The following is a 22284-nucleotide window of genomic DNA, read 5'->3' as shown; positions in this document are numbered from 1 at the left end:
TGAGCGTATTTTGTTTGATGGAAACGGAACAATTACAATAAAAGGGACAAAAGATGGGCTGACATTATTTATTAATGATCGGGCATCCTTTGATAATGCAATAAACGAGCTTGCCGAAAAGCTTTCTGAGTATACCCCAAAAAAAGACGAACCGATTGTCCCGGTAACGGTTAAGCTTGGTAACAGGTATATAAATGATGAACAGAAACAGCAGCTGGAAAAAATGATAGGGAACAATCATCGTTTTTCAATTGAGGCATTCGATTCGAATGTTATCCATCGGGAAGAAGCGTTGAAGTGGAAGCAGGAAAGTGATATACAAGTGGTCAATAAAGTAGTGCGCTCTGGTCAGGTGCTGGAGAATACAGGTGATCTGCTGCTGATTGGGGATGTTAACCCAGGTGGTAAAGTATCAGCAACCGGAAATATTTTTGTAATGGGGAGTCTTCTTGGGATTGCGCATGCCGGGCAAAATGGCGACCGTGAAGCAGTGATTGCTGCATCTTATATGAATCCCAGCCAGCTGAGGATAGCAGATTATATTAGTCGTGCTCCTGACTACGAAACGGATGGTGTTTATTTGGAGTGCGGGCTCATCGACAACACTCAGAATAAAATTGTAATTGACCGGCTCCAGGTTCTTTCCAGCATGCGAAAAGATATAAGCGGCTTTGAAAGGAGAATGCTGAATGGGTGAAGCGATAGTGGTAACTTCAGGTAAAGGCGGCGTAGGCAAAACAACGACATCTGCAAATATTGGCACTGCCTTGGCACTGATGGAGAAAAAAGTGTGCCTCATCGATACGGATATTGGACTGCGCAATCTTGATGTCATTATGGGGCTGGAAAACCGTATAATATATGATATTGTAGACGTCATTGAAGAACGGTGTAAACTGTCTCAAGCCATGATTAAAGATAAACGTTTTGACGATCTTGCGCTTTTGCCCGCAGCACAAACAAGTGATAAAACAGCCGTTACGACAGAGGGCATGAAAAAGATCGTACAGGAATTAAAGCAAACCTATGATTATATCATTATTGATTGTCCTGCCGGAATTGAACAAGGCTTTCAGAACGCTACTGCTGCCGCCGACAAAGCTATTGTTATAACAACACCTGAAAAATCAAGTGTGAGGGATGCCGATCGTATCATTGGTCTGTTGGAAAACGAGAACATCGAACCGCCTCGGTTGGTTATCAACCGTATTCGGAATCACATGATGAAAAATGGTGATATGTTGGATATCGATGACATTATTCAGATTCTTTCAATTGATTTGATCGGTATCGTTATTGACGATGATAGTGTTATAAAAGCTTCAAATTCAGGAGAGCCTGTTGCCCTTCAAGGAAATTCCAAAGCATCAGTGGCGTACCGGAATATAGCTCGCCGGATACTTGGTGAAACCGTGCCGCTGCAATCATTGGATGAAGAAAAAGGTGTGTTTCAAAAATTGAAAAACTTCATTGGAATACGTTCCTAGTGAAAAGAAACACATGGATGTTAACAATTTCAGTTAATGTCATGTGTTTCTTTTTGCTTTTGCTGCTGGCATAACTTCAGCTTTTAATTCATAGACTTGTACAAATGTATTGCAAGGGTTGTGAGTAAAGTGAATAAAGGCGTGAAAAAGGTAAGAAAATCCATTAACCAGCGGAAAAAAGAACGCAGTATTCCCTCCAGCCGCCAATCGGGAAAACAAATCGTCCCGCCACCCTTCCCCCAAGAGGAAGAGAAACATGGCTATTTTCCCGTTTTCACTGACGACAATTTTTCGGCAAAGGGGCTCAACCAGCGAGTGACAGGTTTTGCTGTTAAAGGAATGTTATCCGTTATGCTGTTTTTTGCTGCAGCGCTATTATTTCAAAGTGACTCAGACTTACTTGCGGGTCCCAAAACATGGGCTGCCAGCACATTGACTGAGGAATTCCCGTTTGCACGTGTCAACCAATGGTATCAGGAAACATTCGGGGCACCAATGGCGGTTTCTTCTGGCTCCGGGGAAGCAGGGAAGACCTTGGCTTTCCCGGTGAACGGTGCGGTGTCCGAGACTTTTCAAGCCAATGGCAAAGGGATAATGCTTGCCCCTGAAAAGGAATCACAAGTTGCTGCTTTGCAGGAAGGCGTGGTTACATTTGCAGGGAAGATGAAGGAAACGGGCAACACCGTTATTGTCCAGCATGCTGATAATAGCGAAACGGTTTATGGAAATTTAAGTTCCATCGATGTGCACCTTTATCAGTTCATTGATAACGGTCAAAAACTTGGTATGTTCACTCCTGATAAAGAAAGTAAGAATGTCTATTTTGCTATTGAACAAAATGATGCCTATGTGGATCCTGTACAGGTGATTCAAGTTGATGACAATCCTTAAATGGCTGCCCCCAATCCATTTGCATCCGGTTTTGTTTGTTTTTATTATCATTTCGTTTTTAACGGGAACGTTCGTCGACCTGATGACGATACTTGCAATTGTCCTGGTTCATGAAATCGGTCATTTTACGGCAGCTAAGCTATTTGCCTGGCGTGTTCGCGGCATCATGCTATGGATATTTGGCGGTGTTATGGAAACAGATGAAAATGGAACAAGACCATTTCATGAAGAAATACTGGTGACGCTGGCGGGGCCGATTCAACATGTCTTTCTTTATGGTTTAATTTACATTCTTTCCGGAACTCAGACGCTTTCGCCATCTATTATTGATATGGCATATTTCTATAATACGGTTATCTTTTTGTTTAATTTGATGCCAATATGGCCACTGGACGGCGGCAAGATAATGTTTCTTATTTTTTCCAAGATAATGCCGTATCGTAAATCATACAATACGGTGATTATTCTTTCGGTGTGTATTAATTTGATAGCAGTTTTCATATTGTTTACACTCGTCCCATTTACACTCAGCGCATTTTTATTATTTTCATTTTTATTAATGGAAAATAGAAAGGACTGGAAGCAGCGTTATTATGTATTTATACGATTTTTGCTGCAACGCTACGAAGGAAGAGCCCGTTTAAATCATTTTCGATCAATTGATATTCACTACGATGCCAGGCTTATGGATGCGTTCAATCTATTCCATCGTGACAAATCCCATACGATATATGTCAACCTTCCCAACGGCAGGCGACACGCATTGGAGGAAGCGGAATGTCTTCATAGTTACTTCCATGATAGGCATTACCGTAAAACGGCCGGTGAGCTTGTCAGCTATGTGTCGTAATCGTTATGATTGCTTCTTGACAAGCGCAATTACGACATGGTAACATTTATACGTTATTCATCGTAGCACCAGTGCTACAACCGCTCAGAACAGGTTTTTAAATTCCCGCCCGAGAAATCCGGAGCAGGAATACCTGCATGGCGAGTCTTGGTAATTAGGGAGGTGCAAGTATGTACGCAATAATTGAAGCAGGCGGCAAGCAGATTAAAGTCACTGAAGGCCAGGAAATCTACGTTGAAAAAGTAGCAGCTGATACAGATGAGGCTGTAACGTTTGATAAGGTGTTGTTTGTCGGCGGTGACGATGTTAAAGTTGGTGCTCCATATGTTGATGGTGCAAGTGTAACGGCAAAAGTTGAAAAGCAGGGACGTCAAAAGAAAGTAACTGTTTTTAAATATAAGCCAAAGAAAAACTATCATCGTAAACAAGGCCATCGTCAGCCATATACTAAATTAGTCATTGATAAAATCAATGCATAAAAGGATTTTTTTATGATTAATGTCAGTATTAACCGCGAAAACAATCAAATAAAACAGTTTGAACTGTCAGGGCATGCTGAAAGTGGTCCTTATGGCTATGATTTGGTATGCGCGGGTGTTTCAGCTGTATCATTTGGTGCGGTTAATGCAGTACTGACGTTAAGTGAGACCGAATTGAAAATTGAACAGGAAGATGAAGGCGGCTTTCTCCGGGTAACGGTCCCTGAGGATATCCCGGATGAAACAATGCAAAAAGCCCAGCTATTGCTGGAAGGAATGCTCATCTCTCTAAAGACAATTGAACGGGAATACAACGAATTTATTAATATCAAGCAGAAGTAAGGAGGTGCAACAACATGCTAAAATTGGATTTACAGTTTTTCGCTCAGAAAAAAGGTGCCGGCAGTACTAAAAACGGTCGGGACTCTGAATCAAAACGTTTGGGTGCTAAACGTGCGGATGGTCAATTTGTAACCGGCGGAAGTATTCTTTACCGTCAGCGTGGTACAAAAGTTTATCCAGGGGTAAACGTTGGAATCGGTGGAGACGATACATTGTTCTCTAAAATTGATGGCGTCGTTAAATATGAACGCATTGGCCGTGACCGCAAGAAGGTAAGTGTTCTCCCGGTTGCACAGGAAGCATAACTTATAAAATAAAGAAGACTCCAGTCATTCGTTGAACTGGGGTCTTTTTACATACATTTTACTATTAAGTGATTTTATGTGTTAAGTTTGCTATAATTTTATTACTATTAGGCTGCGTAAAACGTGCATGTTTATTGATAAGGGGTCGAAAGATGGAAGAAGAAAAGGTTATTGAGCTGATACGTCATTACCGGCATAATTTAATGAACCATTTACAAATCATTCATGGCTATGCGAGTATGGGGAAAACGGATAAAGTCCAGCAAAAAATAAACAACTATATCGCGTACTTAGAAGAGGAAAGAAAACTCGTTAATCTAAATGCGCCGGCATTTGCATTATATTTTTTGCAATTTGATTCCTTACATAGCAATTTTCGATTAACATACCATATTGAGACTGAACATAAGGATTTACAACCGATAGACAAGCTTCTAGTCAAACGGTGTAAACAATTGATGGAAAATGTCGTACGGCTTACTGATAAGTTGGAAATATATGAACTGACTGTAAGACTTTATGACTTGGCTTCAAAGGAAATACGGTTGGAATTCATTGTAAAAGACTGTCTGCAGCATAATATAAATGCAGATAATAGCCAGGAAACAGCCATATACAATGATGGCAATGATATGGTGTGTGCAGTAAGCGTAATATACGAATGAGGTGGGTATTGAATGTTTGTAGATCAGGTTAGTGTTTATGTTAAGGCGGGAGACGGCGGAGATGGCATTGCTGCTTACCGCCGTGAAATCTATGTGCCTAAAGGCGGACCTGCCGGCGGTGATGGCGGTAACGGCGGTGATATCATTTTTAAAGTCGATGAGGGCTTGAATACATTAATGGATTTCCGTTATAACCGCCATTATAAAGCAAAACGCGGTGAGAACGGTATGAGTAAAAATAAACATGGCGGGAATGCAGAGGCAATGGTAGTCGATGTGCCCCCCGGCACGACAGTGCGCGATGAAAATACTGGAGAAGTCATCGCTGATTTAACGGAAAATGGACAAGAAGCTATTATCGCCAAGGGGGGGCGAGGCGGTCGTGGTAATTCACGCTTTGCCTCAGGCAGAAATCCTGCTCCTGAACTTTCTGAAAATGGAGAGCCTGGACAGGAGCGTCAGATAACAATTGAATTAAAATTAATCGCTGATGTTGGTTTGGTGGGTTTCCCAAGTGCCGGAAAGTCCACGTTGCTCTCGGTTGTGAGTGCTGCAAAGCCAAAAACAGCCGAATATCATTTTACGACACTTTCCCCGAATTTGGGTGTCATTGATACAGCCGACCAGCGCAGTTTTGTGATGGCGGATTTGCCGGGGCTTATTGAAGGTGCACATGAAGGGGTGGGACTTGGGCATCAGTTTTTGCGCCACGTCGAGCGGACGCGAGTCATTCTTCATGTAGTAGATATGGCGAGTATTGAACAAAGGGATCCAATTGAGGATTTCAATAAGATAAATCGTGAATTGCAAGCGTATGATCCTGAAATTTTAAAACGCCCACAAATTATTGCAGCTAACAAAATGGATATGCCGGGGGCTGAAGAAAATCTTGAAAACTTTAAAGCGAAATTAGACGTTGATTATCCGGTTTATCCGATTTCAGCGTTAACCAAGAAAGGCATACAAGAGATTGTGTTTGCGCTGGCAGATATTCTGGATAAGCATCCGAGACAAACAAAAGAAATTGAAAAATCAGATGAGCAGGTTGTGTATCGCCATCAGAAAGAAGAAAGCCCGTTTGCCATTACACGTGACCCGGATGGCGCTTACGTTTTATCAGGTGCAAAATTAGAGAAGTTATTTAAAATGACTGATTTTACGCAAGATGAAGCTGTACAGCGTTTTTCCCGGCAAATGCGCGGTATGGGTGTTGACGAGGCTTTGCGCAAGCGGGGAGCAAAAGATGGCGATACGATAAGGTTAATGGACTTTGAATTTGAATTTATTGAATAAGTGTCGTGAAGACAGGGGGAGTATGGATGGTGAAAATAGGATATTTAGGACCGCGCGGAACATTTACAAAACTTGCGGTTGATACAGCGTTCAACGGTGTCGATACACAAAGTTTTACAACAATTCCGGAATGTATTGATGCGGTTTTTCATGACCAAATTGATGTAGGTGTGGTACCGCTGGAAAATGCCATTGAAGGCACAGTACAACTGACAGTCGATTATTTAGTTCACCAGGCACGACTGCCGATTGTTGCTGAAATTGTTGTACCGATACAGCAGCATTTACTGGTATCGCCGGATTTTTCAAAAGATCTGACGGAAGTGAGCAATGTTTATTCGCATAGTCATGCTATTGCACAATGTCATCAATTTTTACATTTGCATATGCCAGAGGCGGCATTCAATTTTACTTCCTCTACCGGCAAAGCGGCAGAAATTGTCAGTAATAGTGAGCAAGAAATTGCTGCGATCGGCAATACGCTTGCAGCAAAAGAATATGGATTGAAAATTTATAAGGAAAATATTCACGATTATCCAAATAATCATACACGATTCCTTGTGCTTGCCAAAGATAAAAATATTGCTGCCATCAAGCATGAAGCTGAGACTGAAAAGACAAGCATGCTGATAACACTGCCCAGTGACTACGCGGGGGCTTTGCACCAAGTACTGGCAGCTTTTGCATGGCGCAAGATGAACCTTTCGAAAATCGAATCCCGACCAATGAAAACCGGGCTGGGAAACTATTTCTTTATTGTTGATGTCAATCAGCCATATGATGAGGTGCTATTCCCCGGTGTTAAAGCAGAGTTAGAAGCGCTCGGCTGCAACGTTACAATTTTAGGTACATACCCTGTGTACCAGATGGATTTATAAATCAACCGTCTGCTCATCAATGAGCGGACGGTTTTTTCTTTTTTTAGTTCAACATTTGCCCTTCGTTTGCATATTGTGATAATGGAGTGTTCAGCCCAGTTTGAAACCTGAAAGGAGCATGTCTCAATTGAAGATTCATATTGTGCAAAAAGGTGATACATTATGGGAAATTGCTAATCAGTACGAGGCTGATTTCGAGAAAGTGAAACAGCTTAACCCGCAATTATCCAGTCCGGATATGATTATGCCGGGAATGAAAATTAAAATTCCTGCAACATCAAAACCAGTCAAAAAAGAGGAGAAAGCTAAGTCAACAACACAGAAAGAAAAGCAAATGCCGGCCGCTGAGAAGCCTTATAAAGATACTTCGCCGCCCCCAATGCCTGTCGTGAAAGAAGATGATGTGAAAAAACCTAAAGATGTAAAACCACAGGTGCCGATGCAGCCAAAAATGCCATCAATGGATGGTATGCCAACTCCTCCACAGATGCCGGACTATACTAAATTGCAAGATAAGCTTCACAAAGAACCGAAGATGAAATATTATAAAAAGCATCCCTCACCTGAAGCCCAAAACTACCACCATGCGGCCCCTCCAAAGCAGCATATGCCATATATGGGACCTGCGAAAGGAGATTGCGGCTGTGGCGGATCGCACCCTATGCCGATGCCAATGTACCAGCCGATGATGAGTCAAATGCCTTATCACCAGCCGCCCATGCCGTATAAACATCATCATACAATGCCAATGCATTCATCTCCGGGCGGTATGATGAAGTCACCCCTTGAAATGCCCGCAAAACCAATGTTGAGTCAGTGCTATTCACCAGAACCATTTAATTCCGCAAACATGCAGCATGGATTTCATTACAGCGATATGCCGCAATCACCCTACCCGCAATTTACTGATCAAAAAATGCCAAAGCCACCTGGCTATCATAAAAACTTTCGAACAGAAGAAGATGACGAGTCTACAGGTGAATGACTTTGGTTAATGAGACGAGATGAGTTTAATCATCTCGCTTCTTTTTTATTAATTCTTTCGCAAATTTTCATACTTAAATCATGATTATTAAATTAATTATAAGGGTAGATGATTATAGCTGGTTGATCTTTCCCGCTCTTGGTTGGCCTCGGGCATTTCGCTCACGAAAAAACACGTGATATTTTTAAAACTGGCACAACAGTGCTAAACTGAATTATAACTCTCAAAAGCAAGGTGATAAAAATGCAAAAATCAGTCGATGAAATTGTTGAATGGTTACAGGGAAAGGTTGAGGAAGCAGGCGTTAATGGTTTATTGGTTGGCGTCAGCGGTGGCCTTGATTCTGCGGTTGTCGCCCATCTTATTCAGCGTGCATTTCCTGAGAATGCTCTCGGCGTTATTTTACCGATTGATACAAGTGCCAAAGATATGGACCACGCAAACAAAGTAATTGATCGATCAGGAGTTGACGGGATCACGATCGATTTGACTGATACACATGAAAAGATGTACACCAGTATCAGTAATGAGTTAAAACAAAAGAATGATTTTAAAGATGAAAATGATCAGCTTGCAGGTGCTAACCTTCGTGCAAGATTGAGAATGAGTACGTTATATACCATCGCAGCTCACTATAATTATATGGTCGTGGGCACTGATAATGCTTCAGAATGGTACACGGGCTATTTCACGAAACATGGCGACGGTGGAGTCGACCTTCTCCCATTAGTTGAGTTTACAAAACAGGAAGTAAGAGACATGGGTCACTTTTTAGGTGTTCATCCGGATATTTTAGGCAAGAAACCAAGTGCAGGCCTCTGGGAAGGACAGACAGACGAGGATGAAATGGGCACGACTTATGATATTATCGATGCTTACCTGAAGGGTGAAGAGGTTCCGGAAAAGGATAAAACGATTATTGAAAATATGCACAAAAGTACTGCTCATAAACGTGATCCGCTGCCGCAGTTTCATCGTTCGTAAAAATTTATTCAACAGCGTGTATTTTTGGATTAAAATAGCCTCTCCTATCCATCCTAGTGATAAGGGAGGTTATTTTTATGCAAAAAACGATGTGGATAATATCACTTATGTTAATTGTGCTTGTAGGATGTGCACAATATGATTCAGGTGAAGAAGAGGGATCCAACGAAAATCTAAACTCACAGCCGATTAATTATGAAACAAAGAAGGAACGGAATGAAAGGCTTGGAAAAGACACAGATAACTCCAAAGAGAACAGCGAATTATATGATGATGATCTGGCAGAGATAAATGAAGGTGACGAAGATGCTAAAACGGATATATTCACAAATGAAATGTCCCAATCGATTTCCAAACAATTAAAACAGCGAAAGGATATTAGACAAGCACAGGTAGTTGTGACTGACGAGCGCGTTGTCGTTGGCGTGATGCTCACTGCTCAGGCGCCTCCGGACATGCGAGAAGTGGTTGAGCAGGAAGTGAGTGAAGTTGTATCGGATAAAGAAGTATATGTCTATACGGATGATATCTACTGGGATCGAATGCGTAATAAGGATGCAGAGCTGGACCAATTTAACGGGGATGTCCGTGAGTTCCTTCGGGAGTTTTTTAATCGGAACAGAGAGCATTTTTAGGGCGGACAAACCAATCATTTAAATGTACAATAAATCCCTTTGATAAAGTTTCACTTTAATCCCCGCGTCTTTTTTGGTATAGTTAAAAAGAAAATTGATGCGCGGAGGGGGAGTCTGTCTTATGGCAGGTCATTCTAAATGGCATAATATACAACGTCGAAAAAATGCTCAGGATGCCAAAAAAGGTAAAATATTTATGCGTCATGCTAAGAATATATATACGGCTGCTAAGGAAGGTGGCGGGGACCTTGATACGAACGCCTCGCTGCGGGTAGCGGTTGATAAAGCAAAAGCCGATAATATGCCCAATGACAATATTGATCGTGCTATTAAAAAAGCAACCGGCGGTCTGGACGGTGTGAACTATGAAGAAATCACTTATGAGGGCTATGGGCCGGGCGGTATTGCGGTGATTGTCAACGTTCTGACTGACAATAGAAACAGGACTGCTTCAGAGGTCAGGCATGCTTTTAAAAAAAATGATGGTAATTTGGGCGAAAACGGAAGCGTAACATTTATGTTTGATCGTAAAGGTTATATTGTCATCGATAATAAAGAGGGATCGATTGACGAGGAAGAGATCAGTATGGAAGCGATAGAAGCCGGTGCTGATGACATCGTATATGAAGATGGCGTATTTGAAATTTATACGAGTCCGGAAAATTTCCAGAATGTACGTGATGATCTGCGTGAAAATGCGTATGACCTAGCAGAAGCTGATGTATCATATTTCCCGCAAACATACAGCACCCCGTCTGAAGAAGATGAACAAAAAATGTTTAATCTGATTGATATGCTGGAGGACAGTGAAGATACCCAGGATATCCATCACAACATGAAGGCAAGTGGTTAACTTCATTCTTACTTCTGTTCTCAGACATGAGAATGGAAGTTTTCTTTTTTAGGCTTCATACGATAGCGGATGAGCTTCTTGGAGCTGCCGTTATTAACAATCATTGAGGGGCGATTATTCGTCATCACGCCACACTCACTTGTAAAGTACGAGATATGTTAAGATAGGCTTTAAGGGATATAAAGGAGAAGGTCAGATGATTGCTTATATTAAAGGAACATTGGTTAAAATTGACGAGAATGCTGTTGTAGTAGATGTGAATGGAGTGGGCTATGAGATTATTTGTCCCAACCCATTTGTTTTTCAGTCATCCTTGAACGATGAAGTTCTAATCAGTACATATCATTATGTGCGGGAAGATGCACAGCTTCTTTATGGTTTTCGGGATGATGATGAGAAAATGTTGTTTATCAATTTGATTTCGGTATCCGGCATTGGCCCTAAAGGAGCTTTGTCAATACTGGGGAGTGTCGACACCATTGCATTGATCACAGCGATTGAACAGGACGACGACCAATTTCTGACAAGTCTCCCCGGCATCGGAAAAAAGACAGCCAGACAAATAATTCTTGATTTAAAAGGCAAATTATCCACTGCAGTCACCATTCCGGCTGGGTCTGAAAAAGAGATGCAAGCAAATGAACCAACAGAAGAATTGCAAGAAGCTCAGGAAGCGTTAAAGTCGCTCGGTTACACTGAACGCGAAATTAAAGCAGTTCTTCCTCAATTGAAGAAGCAAGACAATAGCGGTACTGATGAGATCATCAGAAGCGCATTAGCATTACTGATGAAGAATAAATAAGGTGGGATGATGATGGAAGAGCGTATGGTTACAGGTGAATTACAGAGTGAAGATTCCACTGTTGAGCTCAGTCTCCGGCCCACAAATTTGAATCAATATATTGGCCAGCCAAAGGTGAAGGAAAATTTAAGTATTTTTATTCAGGCTGCCAAAATGCGTGATGAGGCACTCGATCATGTGTTATTATACGGTCCGCCTGGTCTTGGTAAAACAACGCTGGCAGCGATTATTGCCAACGAAATGGGCGTGCAATTCCGTTCAACGTCCGGCCCTGCAATCGAACGGTCCGGTGATTTGGCAGCAATATTGTCCTCACTTGAACCCGGGGACGTATTATTCATTGATGAGGTGCATCGTTTGCCAAAATCTGTGGAAGAAATATTATACCCGGCAATGGAAGATTTTTTTATCGATATTGTTATTGGTGATGGGCCAAGTGCCCGGTCTGTTCGAATTGATTTGCCCCCGTTCACTCTGGTTGGAGCCACTACTCGAGCGGGTTTGTTGTCGGCGCCATTAAGGGATCGCTTCGGCGTTCTGAGCCGTCTGGAATTTTATGATACGCACGAATTGTGCGATATTGTCGAAAGGACGACAGAAATATTTGAAACATCCATAACGCATGAAGCAGCTACAGAAATAGCACGAAGGTCGAGGGGGACTCCCCGGATTGCCAACAGACTGTTGAAACGAATCCGTGATATTTCGCAAGTAAAAGGGGAAAAAGAAATTAGCTTGCAAACGACAGACCGAGCACTTGAGATGCTGCAGGTCGATGACGCCGGGCTGGATCATATTGATCATAAACTGCTTACGAGTATTATTGATGGCTTTCAAGGCGGACCGGTTGGGTTGGACACGGTTGCTGCAACAGTCGGGGAAGAGTCCCAGACGATTGAAGAAGTGTATGAACCCTATTTACTGCAAATCGGGTTTATTCAGCGGACCCCCCGCGGCCGCGTTGTGACCCCAAAGGCATACCAGCATTTAGGAATCAGGAAAGAAGATGACTGATTATGGGAAAAATGTTTATTATCCTTGGTATTATTTTTGTGGTAATTGGCGTGATTTGGACGTTTATCGGAAAATTACCGGGCGATATTACAATTAAAAAAGAAAATTTCACCTTTCATTTCCCGATTATGACCTCAATCGTTGTCAGTGTTATATTGACATTGATCTTTTTTATCTTAGGAAAATTTCGTTGAATAAAGTAGGGAGAACATCATGAACATAGAAGATTTTGATTTTGACTTACCGGAAGAGCTGATTGCCCAGACGCCTTTAAAAGACCGGGATGCATCGCGGCTTTTGGTTTTGCACAGGACCACAGAGGAAATAGAGCATAAACAGTTCACCGATATCAAAAGATATCTTAAGAAAGGTGATTGTCTTGTACTAAATAATACACGGGTGCTCCCGGCAAGGTTGTATGGGATAAAAGAAGATACCGGGGCGAAAGTGGAAGTGCTTCTGCTGCACCAGCAGGGAGAAGATTTATGGGAAGTGCTCGCAAAACCGGCTAAGAAGGTAAGAGAAGGAACTGTTCTTAGTTTTGGTAATGGAAAAATCCGTGCTACCTGTACAGGTTTTAAGGACCATGGCGGCCGTATGTTAAAACTTGAGTATGAGGGTATATTTTATGAAATTTTAAATGAACTGGGCCAGATGCCACTGCCGCCTTATATTAAGGAACAGCTGGAAGAAAAAGAACGTTATCAGACAGTATATGCCAGAGAAGAAGGATCAGCAGCTGCTCCAACTGCAGGATTGCATTTCACGAATGAACTGCTCGATGAGATTAAAGCCATGGGTGTATCCATTGAATTTATCACGCTGCATGTTGGGCTGGGCACATTCAGACCAGTAAGCGCGGATAAAGTGGAAGATCATAAGATGCATGCCGAGTTTTATCATATGTCCAGGGAAACAGCAGATAATCTTAAAGCCGTTAAAGAAAATGGCGGCAGAGTTATTTCGGTCGGCACAACATCGACACGAACATTGGAGACGATTGTGCGGGATAATGGTGGATTCACGGAATCAAGCGGCTGGACGGACATTTTTATTTATCCGCCCTATGCGTTTCAGGCAATTGACGGCCTGGTAACAAATTTTCACTTGCCTAAATCAACATTAGTAATGATGGTGAGTGCATTTGCCACTCGAGAAAATATCATGAATGCATATCAGTCGGCTGTGAAAGAGCGTTACCGATTTTTCAGCTTTGGTGATGCCATGTTAATTTTGTAAGGTTCTTTTCGTGAATTTTGTGGTTTTTAAGCAGATGATAGAAAATGCGACATACCATAAAAATACTTGAGTGCTATGACACCGCTTCGGAAATACACTCCGCTTTCCGCGGGCGGCTGGTGAGCCCCCTTGCGCTGGCGCGCTTCGGTGTCTCACCTATGCCTCTGCTCCCGCTGGAGTCTCCGTGTATTTCCTACGCTGGCGTGGCGTTTGATTGGAGCGGAGGGCAGTCGACTCCTGCGGGAAAAGCAACAGCTGAAGATCCCGCAGGAAGCGGTTTTTGCTTCCGAGGAAGCTGAAGCGTTGCCCGCGGAAAGCGACTGCCCGCAGCGGAAATCAAGCCTGTCGCTATGGCGCATTATATGGATTTTATGTAAGAACCACAACCTTATAAGAAACAGCCTTTTATAACATTGATTACTTAACGAGGGAACGATCAAAATGACAGCAATAACATACGAACACATAAAAACATGTAAACAGACCGGGGCGCGTCTTGGCAAAGTCCATACCCCGCACGGCTCATTTGACACACCAGCATTCATGCCTGTAGGAACTTTGGCTACAGTGAAGACAATGAGCCCGGAAGAATTAAAAGAAATGAATGCAAATATTATTTTGTCCAATACGTATCACTTATGGCTGCGTCCCGGTGAAGATATTATCGAAGAAGCAGGTGGACTTCATCAGTTTATGAATTGGGATGGAGCGATTTTAACTGACTCCGGCGGTTTTCAGGTATTCAGTTTAAGTGATATGCGTGACATTAAGGAAGAAGGCGTTCATTTCCGGAATCATCTGAGCGGAGAGAAACTCTTTCTTTCACCGGAAAAAGCCATGCATATTCAAAATTCGCTCGGATCAGACATAATGATGGCATTTGATGAATGTCCGCCATACCCTGCTTCGCATGATTACATGAAAGCATCTGTGGAGCGGACATCCCGCTGGGCCGAACGTTGCCTGAAAGCACATGACCGGCCATCTGAACAAGGCTTGTTCGGTATTATTCAAGGCGGTGAACATGAAGATTTGAGAAAGCAGAGTGCGGAGGATTTAGTATCAATGGATTTCCCGGGCTATGCTATCGGCGGTCTGTCAGTCGGAGAGCCTAAAGATATCATGAACCGCATGCTGGAATACACCACGCCATTGCTGCCTTCAGGTAAGCCTCGGTATCTGATGGGGGTAGGATCACCTGACTCCTTGATTGAAGGCGCTATTCGCGGAATCGATATGTTCGATTGTGTATTGCCGACGCGCATTGCACGAAACGGCACTTGTATGACGTCCAATGGCCGCCTGGTTGTAAGGAATGCTAAGTACAGCCGCGACTTCAGACCGATTGATGAAAATTGTGATTGTCATGTCTGCAGGAATTACACGCGTGCGTATATACGACATCTTGTCAAGTGTAACGAAACATTTGGCTTTAGGCTTACTACTTATCATAATTTATATTTTCTGTTAAAATTAATGGAGCAAGTTCGAACAGCTATAATGGATGATCGACTTGGTGACTTTAAGGAAGCATTCTTTGAACAATATGGTTTTAATAAAGAGAATGCCAAGAATTTTTAGAATGAAGGAGGGGAACTAATAAATGGAAATGTTAGCAACATTGATGCCAATAATTTTAATGTTTGTCATTTTTTACTTTTTGCTTATCCGTCCGCAGCAAAAGCGACAGAAGCAAGTCAAGCAAATGCAGGCAGATCTGCAGAAGGGCGATAAAGTTGTTACAATCGGCGGGTTTCATGCTGAAATCCATGCGATAGATGAAGATACAGTTGTTCTTCAATCAGGTGACGGACCTAGACTGACTTACGACCGCTCAGCGATCCGGGAAGTCAAAAATAATGCATAATAAAACTTTATGAGTCATACATAAAGGCAAGAAAAAGGGAAGCCAATCAAAAGATGGCTTCCTTTTTTTATTTCTCACTTGATTTGATTAAGTTGACACCAATCATTCCGCCAAGAAGTGCTGCCACTATGAATCCTGTGTGATGCAGGGACTGCTCTAATGAAAAACCTTGTTGATAACCAAGATACTGCACAAGAAAGGTAAACAGTGTAAAACCTGCTCCGGTGATGGCACCAATCACCCATCCTTTTTCTTTTCCTTTAATGCCTGCAATAAGACCACCGATAAATAGACTGATTAAACCGACTGCGAGTGTCAGCCAAGATAGTGTTGTTTCGTTCATTTCAGTGAATTGCAGTAAAAAAGCGAGTATAACGCTCATCAGGAGTATTAGGCCAAGAACGATAATCCAACCATACAATAGGGCAATAAACTGATGCTTGCGGATTTTCTCCGCCTCCCTTCCCAAGATTGTCCATGTATTATCATCCTATTCATTCAAACTAAAAATAGACTCAAAATATTTTGTGTTTCTTCGCATATATCTGTAGAAAGCAACCAATTTCATTGAAAGAGGATGATATATGGATATAATATTGGCGGGGATTATTTTTCTTATCAGCTACATATTTATAATGACAGAAAAAATAAATCGTGCAGTCATAGCAATGGCTGGGGGTGTTCTTCTTTTATTAACGGGTGTTTACAGTGTCGATGAGGTCTTTAAAAATTATATTGATTGGCAGACAATCTCACTTTTATTTTCCATGATGGTCCTTATTTCGATAACTGAAAAAACAGGCTTATTTTCATTTATTGCTGTCAGGTTTGCTCAGCAAGTACGAGGGTCCCCAATTCCGCTTTTTATTGGTGTCAGTATACTAACCGCTGTAGGTTCTGCGCTATTGGATAATGTAACGACAGTCCTGATTCTTGTCCCGATTATCCTGAAAATAACAAAACAGCTAAGCTTACCGTCATTTCCATATTTGCTGATTATTATTTTTAGTTCGAATATAGGTGGGACAGCTACGCTTATTGGGGATCCACCGAATATTATGATCGGACAAGCTGTGGATCATTTCACCTTTTTATCGTTTATTAATCACCTTGCTCCGGTTGCGGTAATAATGTTCATACTTATGTTAATGATCATGCTCCCATTATTCCGCAGGACGCTCCGTGCCCAAAACAGTAATATGGATGAACTGATGAGGATAGACGCATCTTCTTATTTAATTAAAACACCGATGCTCTATCAATCGATCGCTGTATTAACCATGACATTAACCGGATTTTTGCTGCATGCCTTCCTTCATATTGAACTGACTGTTATTGCTTTAAGTGGTGCTATTCTGCTTCTGCTCCTTACCGAAAAAGAAATGGCAACGGAAAACGTTTTTTCGCGGGTGGAGTGGGTTACCTTGTTTTTCTTTATCGGTCTTTTTACATTAGTCGGCGGTCTGGAATCAGCGGGGATAATTGATGAACTGGCAAGAGCGATTATTTTATGGACGGATGGCGATTTTGCGGTTACTGCAATATTAATTTTGTGGATTTCCGGCCTGTTTTCAGGGATTGTTGATAATATCCCGTTTGTAGCGGCGATGATTCCTGTTGTTGAAGAGCTCGAAGGGTATGGTATGGTTTATCTTGATCCTATTTGGTGGTCGTTGGCGCTGGGAGCCTGTCTGGGAGGGAATGCCACATTAATCGGCGCTTCAGCCAATGTGGTGGTAGCAGGTTTGGCAGAGGGAGATAACCAGAAACTGTCGTTTATCCGTTTTATGCTATATGGTGTTCCATTTGTAATTTTATCCCTGTTAGTGGCGACAGTTTACATTTATATCCGTTATTTAATTCCATATACGAACCTGTGAAAAAGAGGCCGGAAAATAACTTTCGTATAAAATATAAATGACGAACGATAAGAGGAAGGGAGCGGGACACACCGCTCCGGAAATATGCTGCGCTTTCCGCGGGCGGCTGGCAAGCCCCCTCGTGCCAAGGCACTTCGGGGTCTAGCCTAGGCCTTTTTTCCCGCAGGAGTCTTCGCATATTTCCTGCGCTAACCGACCTTATTGTTCGTCTTTTCAGTTACGTTTCAGGCGAACCACTTCTTGAGCAGTGGTATTTGTGTTAATTCTTCTTTTGTAATAAATTTTAATGCAAAGAGGAGAATAATATAAACGACAGTCAAAACGGAAAGTATTAGAATAAAAATCAATAGGTTAGTCTCAAAACCGGTAAAGATAGTTTTTAAAAACCTTCCGGAAACTAACAAGGAAAAGAGCAACAGTCCCATCTTACATAAATCAACCCAGGAGATCATGAAACCAATTTTGTTATGAAGGCTCGCAAGATGAAGCAGCGTAACCAGTACAACGCCAACTGCCATAGCGATGGCGACACCATTTATCCCAAAGTTAGGATTAGAAGCAAGAAAAAACAATACGGTGAGTTTTACTGCTGCACCGATCAAACTGTTTAACATGGCCGGTCTTGCTAAATCAAGTGCCTGGAGGGCAGCTTGCAATGGAGCTTGAATATAAAGCAGGATAAAGAAAGGCGCCATCAGTACCAGGAAGTGACTGGCATTGTCTGTTCCATACATATAATGTAATATAGGTGCTGCAAATAATGTCAATACAATCGTTGCAAGCGCTCCTGAGGCAAACGATATTCTGATTGATTGATGAATTCGGTGGTGGATGAGCCGTTTATCGTGATTGGCATCTGCCTCGGAAATAGAGGGCACAAGCGCAATCGACAGGGAATTCGTGATAAAAGTAGGCAAGAAAAGTAATGGTAATACATAGCCGGTTAACTCGCCGTATTGTTTTGTTGCCATTGAACTGGATATGCCTGCAATAGCCAAACTCTGGGCTACGAGAATAGGCTCGAGAAAATGTGAGATGTTGCCGATAAGTCTGCTCCCTGTACTTGGCAATGCAATTGAAAAAAGCCCTTTAATTGTATCTTTGCCGGATTTCACGTAGTATAAAAAACGGTGTCTGATCTTAACGGTCTTTTTTCGTTTAAACAAATAGATAAGAAAAGCTAATGATGCCAGTTCTCCCAATATAACACTGATCATTGCTCCGGCAGCAGCGAATTCCACCCCATAGGGAATAAGTAGCTTTATAAATATGGCCACACACGCAATTCTAACAACTTGTTCAATAACGAGGGCGAAACTTTGCGGCTTCATATTCTGCTTTCCCTGGAAGTACCCTTTTAGAACTGAAGACACTGCTATAATAGGTATAATTGGACTGATCGCAACAAGCGGATAAAGCGTACGCTCATCAGTCAGCAAAGTTGTTGCTATAAACGGTGCAGCCATGATCATCCCAATCGTAAAACCAACACTTAAAATACCGGTTATTAGTAAGGACATAACCAGTATCTGCTTGATTTTAGCTTGATCATTTTTCGCCTCCGCTTCAGACACGCGTTTGGATATGGCAACCGGGAGCCCAAGTTGAGTGAGCGTAATGACCAAAAGTAACGTGGGGATTGCCATCATATATAGTCCAACGCCTTCTTCTCCCATAATTCTGGCTACAACCAGACGGTTAATAAACCCGAGAAGCCTTGTTATCATGCCAGCCATAATAAGGATTAAGGTCCCTTGCAGAAATGTTTGTTTGGTCAATATTGCCGACCTACCTTCTCAAAAAATAAAATTTCAGATACAATAATATATATGCAAAGAAGAAGGCCAAGCATGACAAGCATATTGGGATAAAGTGAAACTTCAATCAGGGGGTGCACTTTACCCACTGATTGTTAGTTGAACAGAATCGGGCATTTACTGGCAGTTGAAGCCCAGTTAAACTACATGCTCCAACATTTTTAGGGGTTCTTACTGCCAGTTAGATGCGGGATAAAGTGAAACTTCAATCAGGGGGTGCACTTTACCCACTGAATTAAGGGGAACAAAGGCTAAGAACGCAACATCCTCGAAAAAGAAAACCACTTTTTCTTCGTGCGATGCATCTTTGTTGCAGCTTTCCTTGTCCTGTTGCAACGCCTTTGTGACCAACATCTTGTTGGCCCGAAAGAGGTGAAATTGCCATGGAAGTGGTTAAAATAGTGGATGACTGGAAAACAGAAATTGAACCGGCATTAGAAAGTAAAGCAGCAGAATTAAGATTAATCGGGTATCATAATGCAACGCGTGAAGACGTATGGAAATGTTTGAAACAAAAAGTGTGGAAAGGTGCACCTTCTAAACGCTTATATGAAGTTGTGCAGGATGTTTTCCATCTGTCATCGAATATTTATATGAGTTATTTAACAATCAATGCACACCAGGATGAAGGCTTGGCGGCATCAATCGCGGCACTGACTGAAAACAATCAAACTAAAAACAAATGAATGCCATACATAGAACCCGTGAGCTAATGAGGAGGCAAGACAACAGATGAAAACCAGAGGCAGGATTGTTGCCTTTTTTCTAATCGTGCTGGTTTTGGCAGGGACGATTGGGTCAACGGTAACAGGGATTACGAAAGATATTAATTTAGGTCTTGATTTACAGGGCGGATTTGAAGTTTTATACGAAGTTGAACCTGTAGAGGAGGACCAAGAAACAGACAGAGAACTACTGGAGTCCACTGTTCGAATTCTGAATGACCGGGTGGACCGGTTAGGAATCAGTGAAGCAAACATCGATATAGAAGGTGAAAACAGGATCCGTGTTCAGCTTGCAGGTGTTGAAAATCAGGCAGAAGCACGCGAATTGCTGGCGACTTCGGCACGGCTTTCTTTTAGAAATGTGGAAGATGAAAAATTAATGGACGGGAGCGATTTGGTCGAAGGGGCTGCCAGTCAGGATTTTTCCCAGCAGACAAATGAGCCAATCGTTACATTGCAGCTGAAGGACGCAGCTAAGTTCCGTGATATCACGAGTGAGTTATCTTCCAAATTTAATCCGAATGTACCTTTTCCACAACGGGAAGATTTATTAGTAATTTGGATGGATTATCAGGAAGGGGACTCATTTGAAGAAGAGGTTCAAAAGCAAGATCCTAAGTATGTGTCTGCCGCCGGTGTACAAGAAACGCTTAATACGTCAAACGTCCAGATTACAGGTAATTTTACTGTTGATTCAGCCCAGCGGCTTGCTGATATTATCAATGCCGGGTCACTTCCGGTGAATATGACCGAACTGTATTCCAACACGGTAGGGGCACAGTTTGGTGAACAGGCACTTAATAAAACGGTCTTTGCAGGGATAATTGGCATTAGTCTTGTGTTTCTGGCCATTATGGCTATCTATCGTTTTCCGGGGATTATTGCAGCAATTAATTTAAGTTTCTATATTTTCTTGGTTCTTTTAGTGTTTAATTTAATGAACGGTGTGTTGACACTGCAGGGAATTGCAGCATTAATTCTGGGTGTCGGTATGGCAGTTGATGCCAATGTCATCACCTTTGAACGAATCAAGGAAGAAATAAGGGAAGGCAAATCAATTCAGGCAGCATTCAGAGCCGGATCGAGAAACTCGCTGAGAGCGATTGTCGATGCTAATATTACAACATTGCTCGCTGCAGCCGTGCTATTTACATTTGGTACAAGCTCAGTTAAAGGGTTTGCGACAATGCTGATTTTAAGTATCGTGGTCAGCTTCCTTACTGCGGTTTTCGGAACGCGATTCCTGATGAGTCTGTGGGTGAAAAGCAAGTACTTAAAAAACCGCCCGGGATGGTTCGGTGTAAAGCGGCAGGATATTAAAGATATTGCTGATTCTACCGAATATGAACCCAAGGTTTTCAACCGGAAACTGAAAGTTGTTGAGCATCGGAAAAAGTTTTTCTTAGCTTCTGCCATAATGGTCATTGTTGGTGGAATCACAATCGGCATTTTTCAGTTGAACCCGGGAATTGATTTTACCAGCGGGTCAAGGATCGAGTTGGCGGCAGAAAATAGTTTAAATACGGATGAAATTGAAGATGGTCTGGAAGAGCTTGGCTTGCAAGCCCAATCAGTGGTACTGACCGGTGATAATAACGAAGGCGCAACGCTCCGTTATGACACAGTGATTAATGAAGACCGTATTGCTGATATTCAGTCCTACTTTAAAGAGAATTTTAATGCGGATACGAGTGTCAGTGTGGTTTCACCAATTGTCGGAGAAGAACTTGTCAAAAATGCAATCTATGCCGTAGCGATTGCCTCAGTTGGAATTGTTCTTTATGTGACACTTCGTTTTGAGTTTTTCTTTGCCTTAACATCAATCATTGCCCTTGTGCATGATGCGTTCTTTATTCTTGCTATATTCAGTCTGACGCGGATTGAGTTTGATGTCACAATCGTGGCAGCAATTCTGACGATCATTGGTTATTCAATCAACGATACGATTGTAACGTTCGACCGAATAAGGGAGAATTTAAGGAAGAAACAGCGCATTACAACGTTTAAGGAACTCGCAAAAATTGTTAACCGAAGTCTTGTCCAAACCATGACGCGCAGTGTAAACACGACTGTCACCACGTTGATTGCTGTACTGGCGTTCCTTTTCCTCGGTGCACAATCCATTACTGGTTTTGCAATCGCGCTTGCTGTTGGACTTCTGGCTGGTACGTATTCATCTCTGTTCCTGGCTTCACAGCTATGGCTTGTCATGCGCGGAAAAAATATTAAAGATAAGCCGGTCGTCTTTGCCAAAAAGAAACGGACAGAAGGACCACAAGTATAATCGTAACAA

The 22284-nt window shown here is 42.2% G+C and carries 26 protein-coding genes and 1 other annotated feature; of the genes, 23 read left to right on the top strand and 3 right to left on the bottom strand.

Annotation, left to right across the window (positions count from 1 at the left end; genetic code table 11):
- The first annotated feature begins 10 nt into the window (after nt 1-10).
- The 20 genes from minC to yajC all read left to right on the top strand — a co-directional run bounded on the left by minC (nt 11) and on the right by yajC (nt 15569).
- Nucleotides 11-697 (top strand): septum site-determining protein MinC, encoded by a 687-nt coding sequence (gene minC, locus BMZ22_RS03585; RefSeq protein ID WP_090081508.1) that lies wholly within the window; start codon nt 11-13, stop codon nt 695-697.
- On the top strand, nt 690-1487 hold the full coding sequence (gene minD, locus BMZ22_RS03580) for a septum site-determining protein MinD (protein WP_090081505.1): 798 nt from the start codon (nt 690-692) through the stop codon (nt 1485-1487). Before minC ends, minD begins: the two co-directional genes overlap by 8 nt.
- A 129-nt stretch (nt 1488-1616) precedes the next feature.
- The gene (locus BMZ22_RS03575) at nt 1617-2378 is read left to right on the top strand and encodes a M23 family metallopeptidase (RefSeq protein WP_090081501.1); all 762 of its coding nucleotides are present in this window, start codon (nt 1617-1619) and stop codon (nt 2376-2378) included.
- A complete protein-coding gene (locus tag BMZ22_RS03570) occupies nt 2365-3228 on the top strand; it encodes a site-2 protease family protein (protein ID WP_090081497.1) in 864 nt (287 codons plus the stop codon). The genes BMZ22_RS03575 and BMZ22_RS03570 overlap by 14 nt, the downstream gene beginning before the upstream one ends.
- Before the next feature lie 68 nt (nt 3229-3296).
- Nucleotides 3297-3386, top strand: a sequence feature (ribosomal protein L21 leader region).
- 12 nt (nt 3387-3398) lie between these two features.
- Complete coding sequence (rplU, locus tag BMZ22_RS03565) at nt 3399-3707, top strand: 50S ribosomal protein L21 (RefSeq protein WP_090081494.1); 309 nt, start codon at nt 3399-3401, stop codon at nt 3705-3707.
- A 12-nt stretch (nt 3708-3719) separates the two neighbouring features.
- Nucleotides 3720-4049 (top strand): ribosomal-processing cysteine protease Prp, encoded by a 330-nt coding sequence (locus tag BMZ22_RS03560; protein ID WP_090081491.1) that lies wholly within the window; start codon nt 3720-3722, stop codon nt 4047-4049.
- Nucleotides 4050-4063: 14 nt separating this feature from the next.
- Nucleotides 4064-4354 carry a 50S ribosomal protein L27 gene (rpmA, locus tag BMZ22_RS03555; protein WP_090081488.1) on the top strand — a complete coding sequence of 97 codons (291 nt, stop codon included), beginning with the start codon at nt 4064-4066 and terminating at the stop codon, nt 4352-4354.
- A gap of 152 nt (nt 4355-4506) precedes the next feature.
- Nucleotides 4507-5019, top strand: coding sequence for a Spo0B domain-containing protein (locus tag BMZ22_RS03550; RefSeq protein ID WP_090081485.1), 513 nt, complete (start codon nt 4507-4509; stop codon nt 5017-5019).
- A gap of 12 nt (nt 5020-5031) precedes the next feature.
- On the top strand, nt 5032-6312 hold the full coding sequence (gene obgE, locus BMZ22_RS03545) for a GTPase ObgE (protein ID WP_090081481.1): 1281 nt from the start codon (nt 5032-5034) through the stop codon (nt 6310-6312).
- A 26-nt stretch (nt 6313-6338) separates the two neighbouring features.
- Nucleotides 6339-7190 (top strand): prephenate dehydratase, encoded by an 852-nt coding sequence (gene pheA / locus BMZ22_RS03540; RefSeq protein ID WP_090081478.1) that lies wholly within the window; start codon nt 6339-6341, stop codon nt 7188-7190.
- Nucleotides 7191-7317: 127 nt separating this feature from the next.
- Complete coding sequence (gene safA / locus BMZ22_RS03535) at nt 7318-8175, top strand: SafA/ExsA family spore coat assembly protein (protein ID WP_090081475.1); 858 nt, start codon at nt 7318-7320, stop codon at nt 8173-8175.
- A gap of 243 nt (nt 8176-8418) precedes the next feature.
- On the top strand, nt 8419-9159 hold the full coding sequence (gene nadE / locus BMZ22_RS03530) for an NAD(+) synthase (protein ID WP_090081471.1): 741 nt from the start codon (nt 8419-8421) through the stop codon (nt 9157-9159).
- Between the two features lie 77 nt (nt 9160-9236).
- Nucleotides 9237-9794, top strand: coding sequence for a YhcN/YlaJ family sporulation lipoprotein (locus BMZ22_RS03525; protein ID WP_090081467.1), 558 nt, complete (start codon nt 9237-9239; stop codon nt 9792-9794).
- Nucleotides 9795-9915: 121 nt separating this feature from the next.
- Nucleotides 9916-10647: a YebC/PmpR family DNA-binding transcriptional regulator gene (locus BMZ22_RS03520; RefSeq protein WP_090081462.1), complete on the top strand. Its 732-nt coding sequence runs from the start codon at nt 9916-9918 to the stop codon at nt 10645-10647.
- 196 nt (nt 10648-10843) lie between these two features.
- A complete protein-coding gene (ruvA, locus tag BMZ22_RS03515; RefSeq protein WP_090081459.1) occupies nt 10844-11449 on the top strand; it encodes a Holliday junction branch migration protein RuvA in 606 nt (201 codons plus the stop codon).
- 12 nt (nt 11450-11461) lie between these two features.
- Nucleotides 11462-12463 (top strand): Holliday junction branch migration DNA helicase RuvB, encoded by a 1002-nt coding sequence (gene ruvB / locus BMZ22_RS03510; RefSeq protein WP_090081456.1) that lies wholly within the window; start codon nt 11462-11464, stop codon nt 12461-12463.
- Nucleotides 12464-12465: 2 nt separating this feature from the next.
- Complete coding sequence (locus BMZ22_RS03505) at nt 12466-12657, top strand: DUF2905 domain-containing protein (protein WP_090081452.1); 192 nt, start codon at nt 12466-12468, stop codon at nt 12655-12657.
- Between the two features lie 19 nt (nt 12658-12676).
- Nucleotides 12677-13702 carry a tRNA preQ1(34) S-adenosylmethionine ribosyltransferase-isomerase QueA gene (queA, locus tag BMZ22_RS03500; protein WP_090081449.1) on the top strand — a complete coding sequence of 342 codons (1026 nt, stop codon included), beginning with the start codon at nt 12677-12679 and terminating at the stop codon, nt 13700-13702.
- A 441-nt stretch (nt 13703-14143) separates the two neighbouring features.
- Nucleotides 14144-15283, top strand: coding sequence for a tRNA guanosine(34) transglycosylase Tgt (gene tgt / locus BMZ22_RS03490; protein ID WP_090081440.1), 1140 nt, complete (start codon nt 14144-14146; stop codon nt 15281-15283).
- A gap of 22 nt (nt 15284-15305) precedes the next feature.
- Complete coding sequence (gene yajC / locus BMZ22_RS03485) at nt 15306-15569, top strand: preprotein translocase subunit YajC (protein ID WP_090081434.1); 264 nt, start codon at nt 15306-15308, stop codon at nt 15567-15569.
- 67 nt (nt 15570-15636) lie between these two features.
- Here yajC and BMZ22_RS03480 read toward each other — a convergent pair whose 3' ends face one another.
- A complete protein-coding gene (locus tag BMZ22_RS03480; protein WP_090082086.1) occupies nt 15637-16017 on the bottom strand; it encodes a TIGR04086 family membrane protein in 381 nt (126 codons plus the stop codon).
- Nucleotides 16018-16153: 136 nt separating this feature from the next.
- Here BMZ22_RS03480 and BMZ22_RS03475 point away from each other — a divergent pair, with 136 nt between their 5' ends.
- Entirely contained in the window at nt 16154-17449 is a 1296-nt protein-coding gene (locus tag BMZ22_RS03475) for an ArsB/NhaD family transporter (protein ID WP_090081431.1), read from the top strand.
- Nucleotides 17450-17673: 224 nt separating this feature from the next.
- Here BMZ22_RS03475 and spoVB read toward each other — a convergent pair whose 3' ends face one another.
- Together spoVB and BMZ22_RS17075 are read right to left on the bottom strand one after the other, a co-directional pair.
- Complete coding sequence (gene spoVB / locus BMZ22_RS03470; protein WP_245745184.1) at nt 17674-19185, bottom strand: stage V sporulation protein B; 1512 nt, start codon at nt 19183-19185, stop codon at nt 17674-17676.
- A 252-nt stretch (nt 19186-19437) separates the two neighbouring features.
- Nucleotides 19438-19620, bottom strand: coding sequence for a hypothetical protein (locus BMZ22_RS17075; RefSeq protein WP_218144017.1), 183 nt, complete (start codon nt 19618-19620; stop codon nt 19438-19440).
- Nucleotides 19621-19649: 29 nt separating this feature from the next.
- On the opposite strand from BMZ22_RS17075, the gene BMZ22_RS03465 reads away from it, so the two are divergent.
- Complete coding sequence (locus BMZ22_RS03465; protein WP_090081425.1) at nt 19650-19952, top strand: post-transcriptional regulator; 303 nt, start codon at nt 19650-19652, stop codon at nt 19950-19952.
- Between the two features lie 46 nt (nt 19953-19998).
- Complete coding sequence (gene secDF / locus BMZ22_RS03460; RefSeq protein ID WP_090081421.1) at nt 19999-22275, top strand: protein translocase subunit SecDF; 2277 nt, start codon at nt 19999-20001, stop codon at nt 22273-22275.
- The last annotated feature ends 9 nt before the right edge of the window (nt 22276-22284 follow it).

It is taken from the genome of Lentibacillus persicus, from assembly GCF_900112705.1.
GTDB lineage: Bacteria > Bacillota > Bacilli > Bacillales > Amphibacillaceae > Lentibacillus > Lentibacillus persicus.
The sequence above is the reverse complement of the archived record's forward strand: the minus strand, read 5'-3'. Positions and strand labels throughout refer to the sequence as shown.

Bases quoted from the DNA above. Each gene is read 5' to 3' on its own strand.
- minD (WP_090081505.1), top strand. From the start codon at position 690: ATGGGTGAAGCGATAGTGGTAACTTCAGGTAAAGGCGGCGTAGGCAAA.
- BMZ22_RS03570 (WP_090081497.1), top strand. From the start codon at position 2,365: ATGACAATCCTTAAATGGCTGCCCCCAATCCATTTGCATCCGGTTTTG.
- rplU (WP_090081494.1), top strand. From the start codon at position 3,399: ATGTACGCAATAATTGAAGCAGGCGGCAAGCAGATTAAAGTCACTGAA.
- BMZ22_RS03560 (WP_090081491.1), top strand. From the start codon at position 3,720: ATGATTAATGTCAGTATTAACCGCGAAAACAATCAAATAAAACAGTTT.
- rpmA (WP_090081488.1), top strand. From the start codon at position 4,064: ATGCTAAAATTGGATTTACAGTTTTTCGCTCAGAAAAAAGGTGCCGGC.
- BMZ22_RS03550 (WP_090081485.1), top strand. From the start codon at position 4,507: ATGGAAGAAGAAAAGGTTATTGAGCTGATACGTCATTACCGGCATAAT.
- obgE (WP_090081481.1), top strand. From the start codon at position 5,032: ATGTTTGTAGATCAGGTTAGTGTTTATGTTAAGGCGGGAGACGGCGGA.
- pheA (WP_090081478.1), top strand. From the start codon at position 6,339: ATGGTGAAAATAGGATATTTAGGACCGCGCGGAACATTTACAAAACTT.
- nadE (WP_090081471.1), top strand. From the start codon at position 8,419: ATGCAAAAATCAGTCGATGAAATTGTTGAATGGTTACAGGGAAAGGTT.
- BMZ22_RS03525 (WP_090081467.1), top strand. From the start codon at position 9,237: ATGCAAAAAACGATGTGGATAATATCACTTATGTTAATTGTGCTTGTA.
- BMZ22_RS03520 (WP_090081462.1), top strand. From the start codon at position 9,916: ATGGCAGGTCATTCTAAATGGCATAATATACAACGTCGAAAAAATGCT.
- ruvA (WP_090081459.1), top strand. From the start codon at position 10,844: ATGATTGCTTATATTAAAGGAACATTGGTTAAAATTGACGAGAATGCT.
- ruvB (WP_090081456.1), top strand. From the start codon at position 11,462: ATGGAAGAGCGTATGGTTACAGGTGAATTACAGAGTGAAGATTCCACT.
- BMZ22_RS03505 (WP_090081452.1), top strand. From the start codon at position 12,466: ATGGGAAAAATGTTTATTATCCTTGGTATTATTTTTGTGGTAATTGGC.
- queA (WP_090081449.1), top strand. From the start codon at position 12,677: ATGAACATAGAAGATTTTGATTTTGACTTACCGGAAGAGCTGATTGCC.
- tgt (WP_090081440.1), top strand. From the start codon at position 14,144: ATGACAGCAATAACATACGAACACATAAAAACATGTAAACAGACCGGG.
- yajC (WP_090081434.1), top strand. From the start codon at position 15,306: ATGGAAATGTTAGCAACATTGATGCCAATAATTTTAATGTTTGTCATT.
- BMZ22_RS03475 (WP_090081431.1), top strand. From the start codon at position 16,154: ATGGATATAATATTGGCGGGGATTATTTTTCTTATCAGCTACATATTT.
- spoVB (WP_245745184.1), bottom strand. From the start codon at position 19,185: ATGGCTGGCATGATAACAAGGCTTCTCGGGTTTATTAACCGTCTGGTT.
- BMZ22_RS17075 (WP_218144017.1), bottom strand. From the start codon at position 19,620: ATGTTGGTCACAAAGGCGTTGCAACAGGACAAGGAAAGCTGCAACAAA.
- BMZ22_RS03465 (WP_090081425.1), top strand. From the start codon at position 19,650: ATGGAAGTGGTTAAAATAGTGGATGACTGGAAAACAGAAATTGAACCG.
- secDF (WP_090081421.1), top strand. From the start codon at position 19,999: ATGAAAACCAGAGGCAGGATTGTTGCCTTTTTTCTAATCGTGCTGGTT.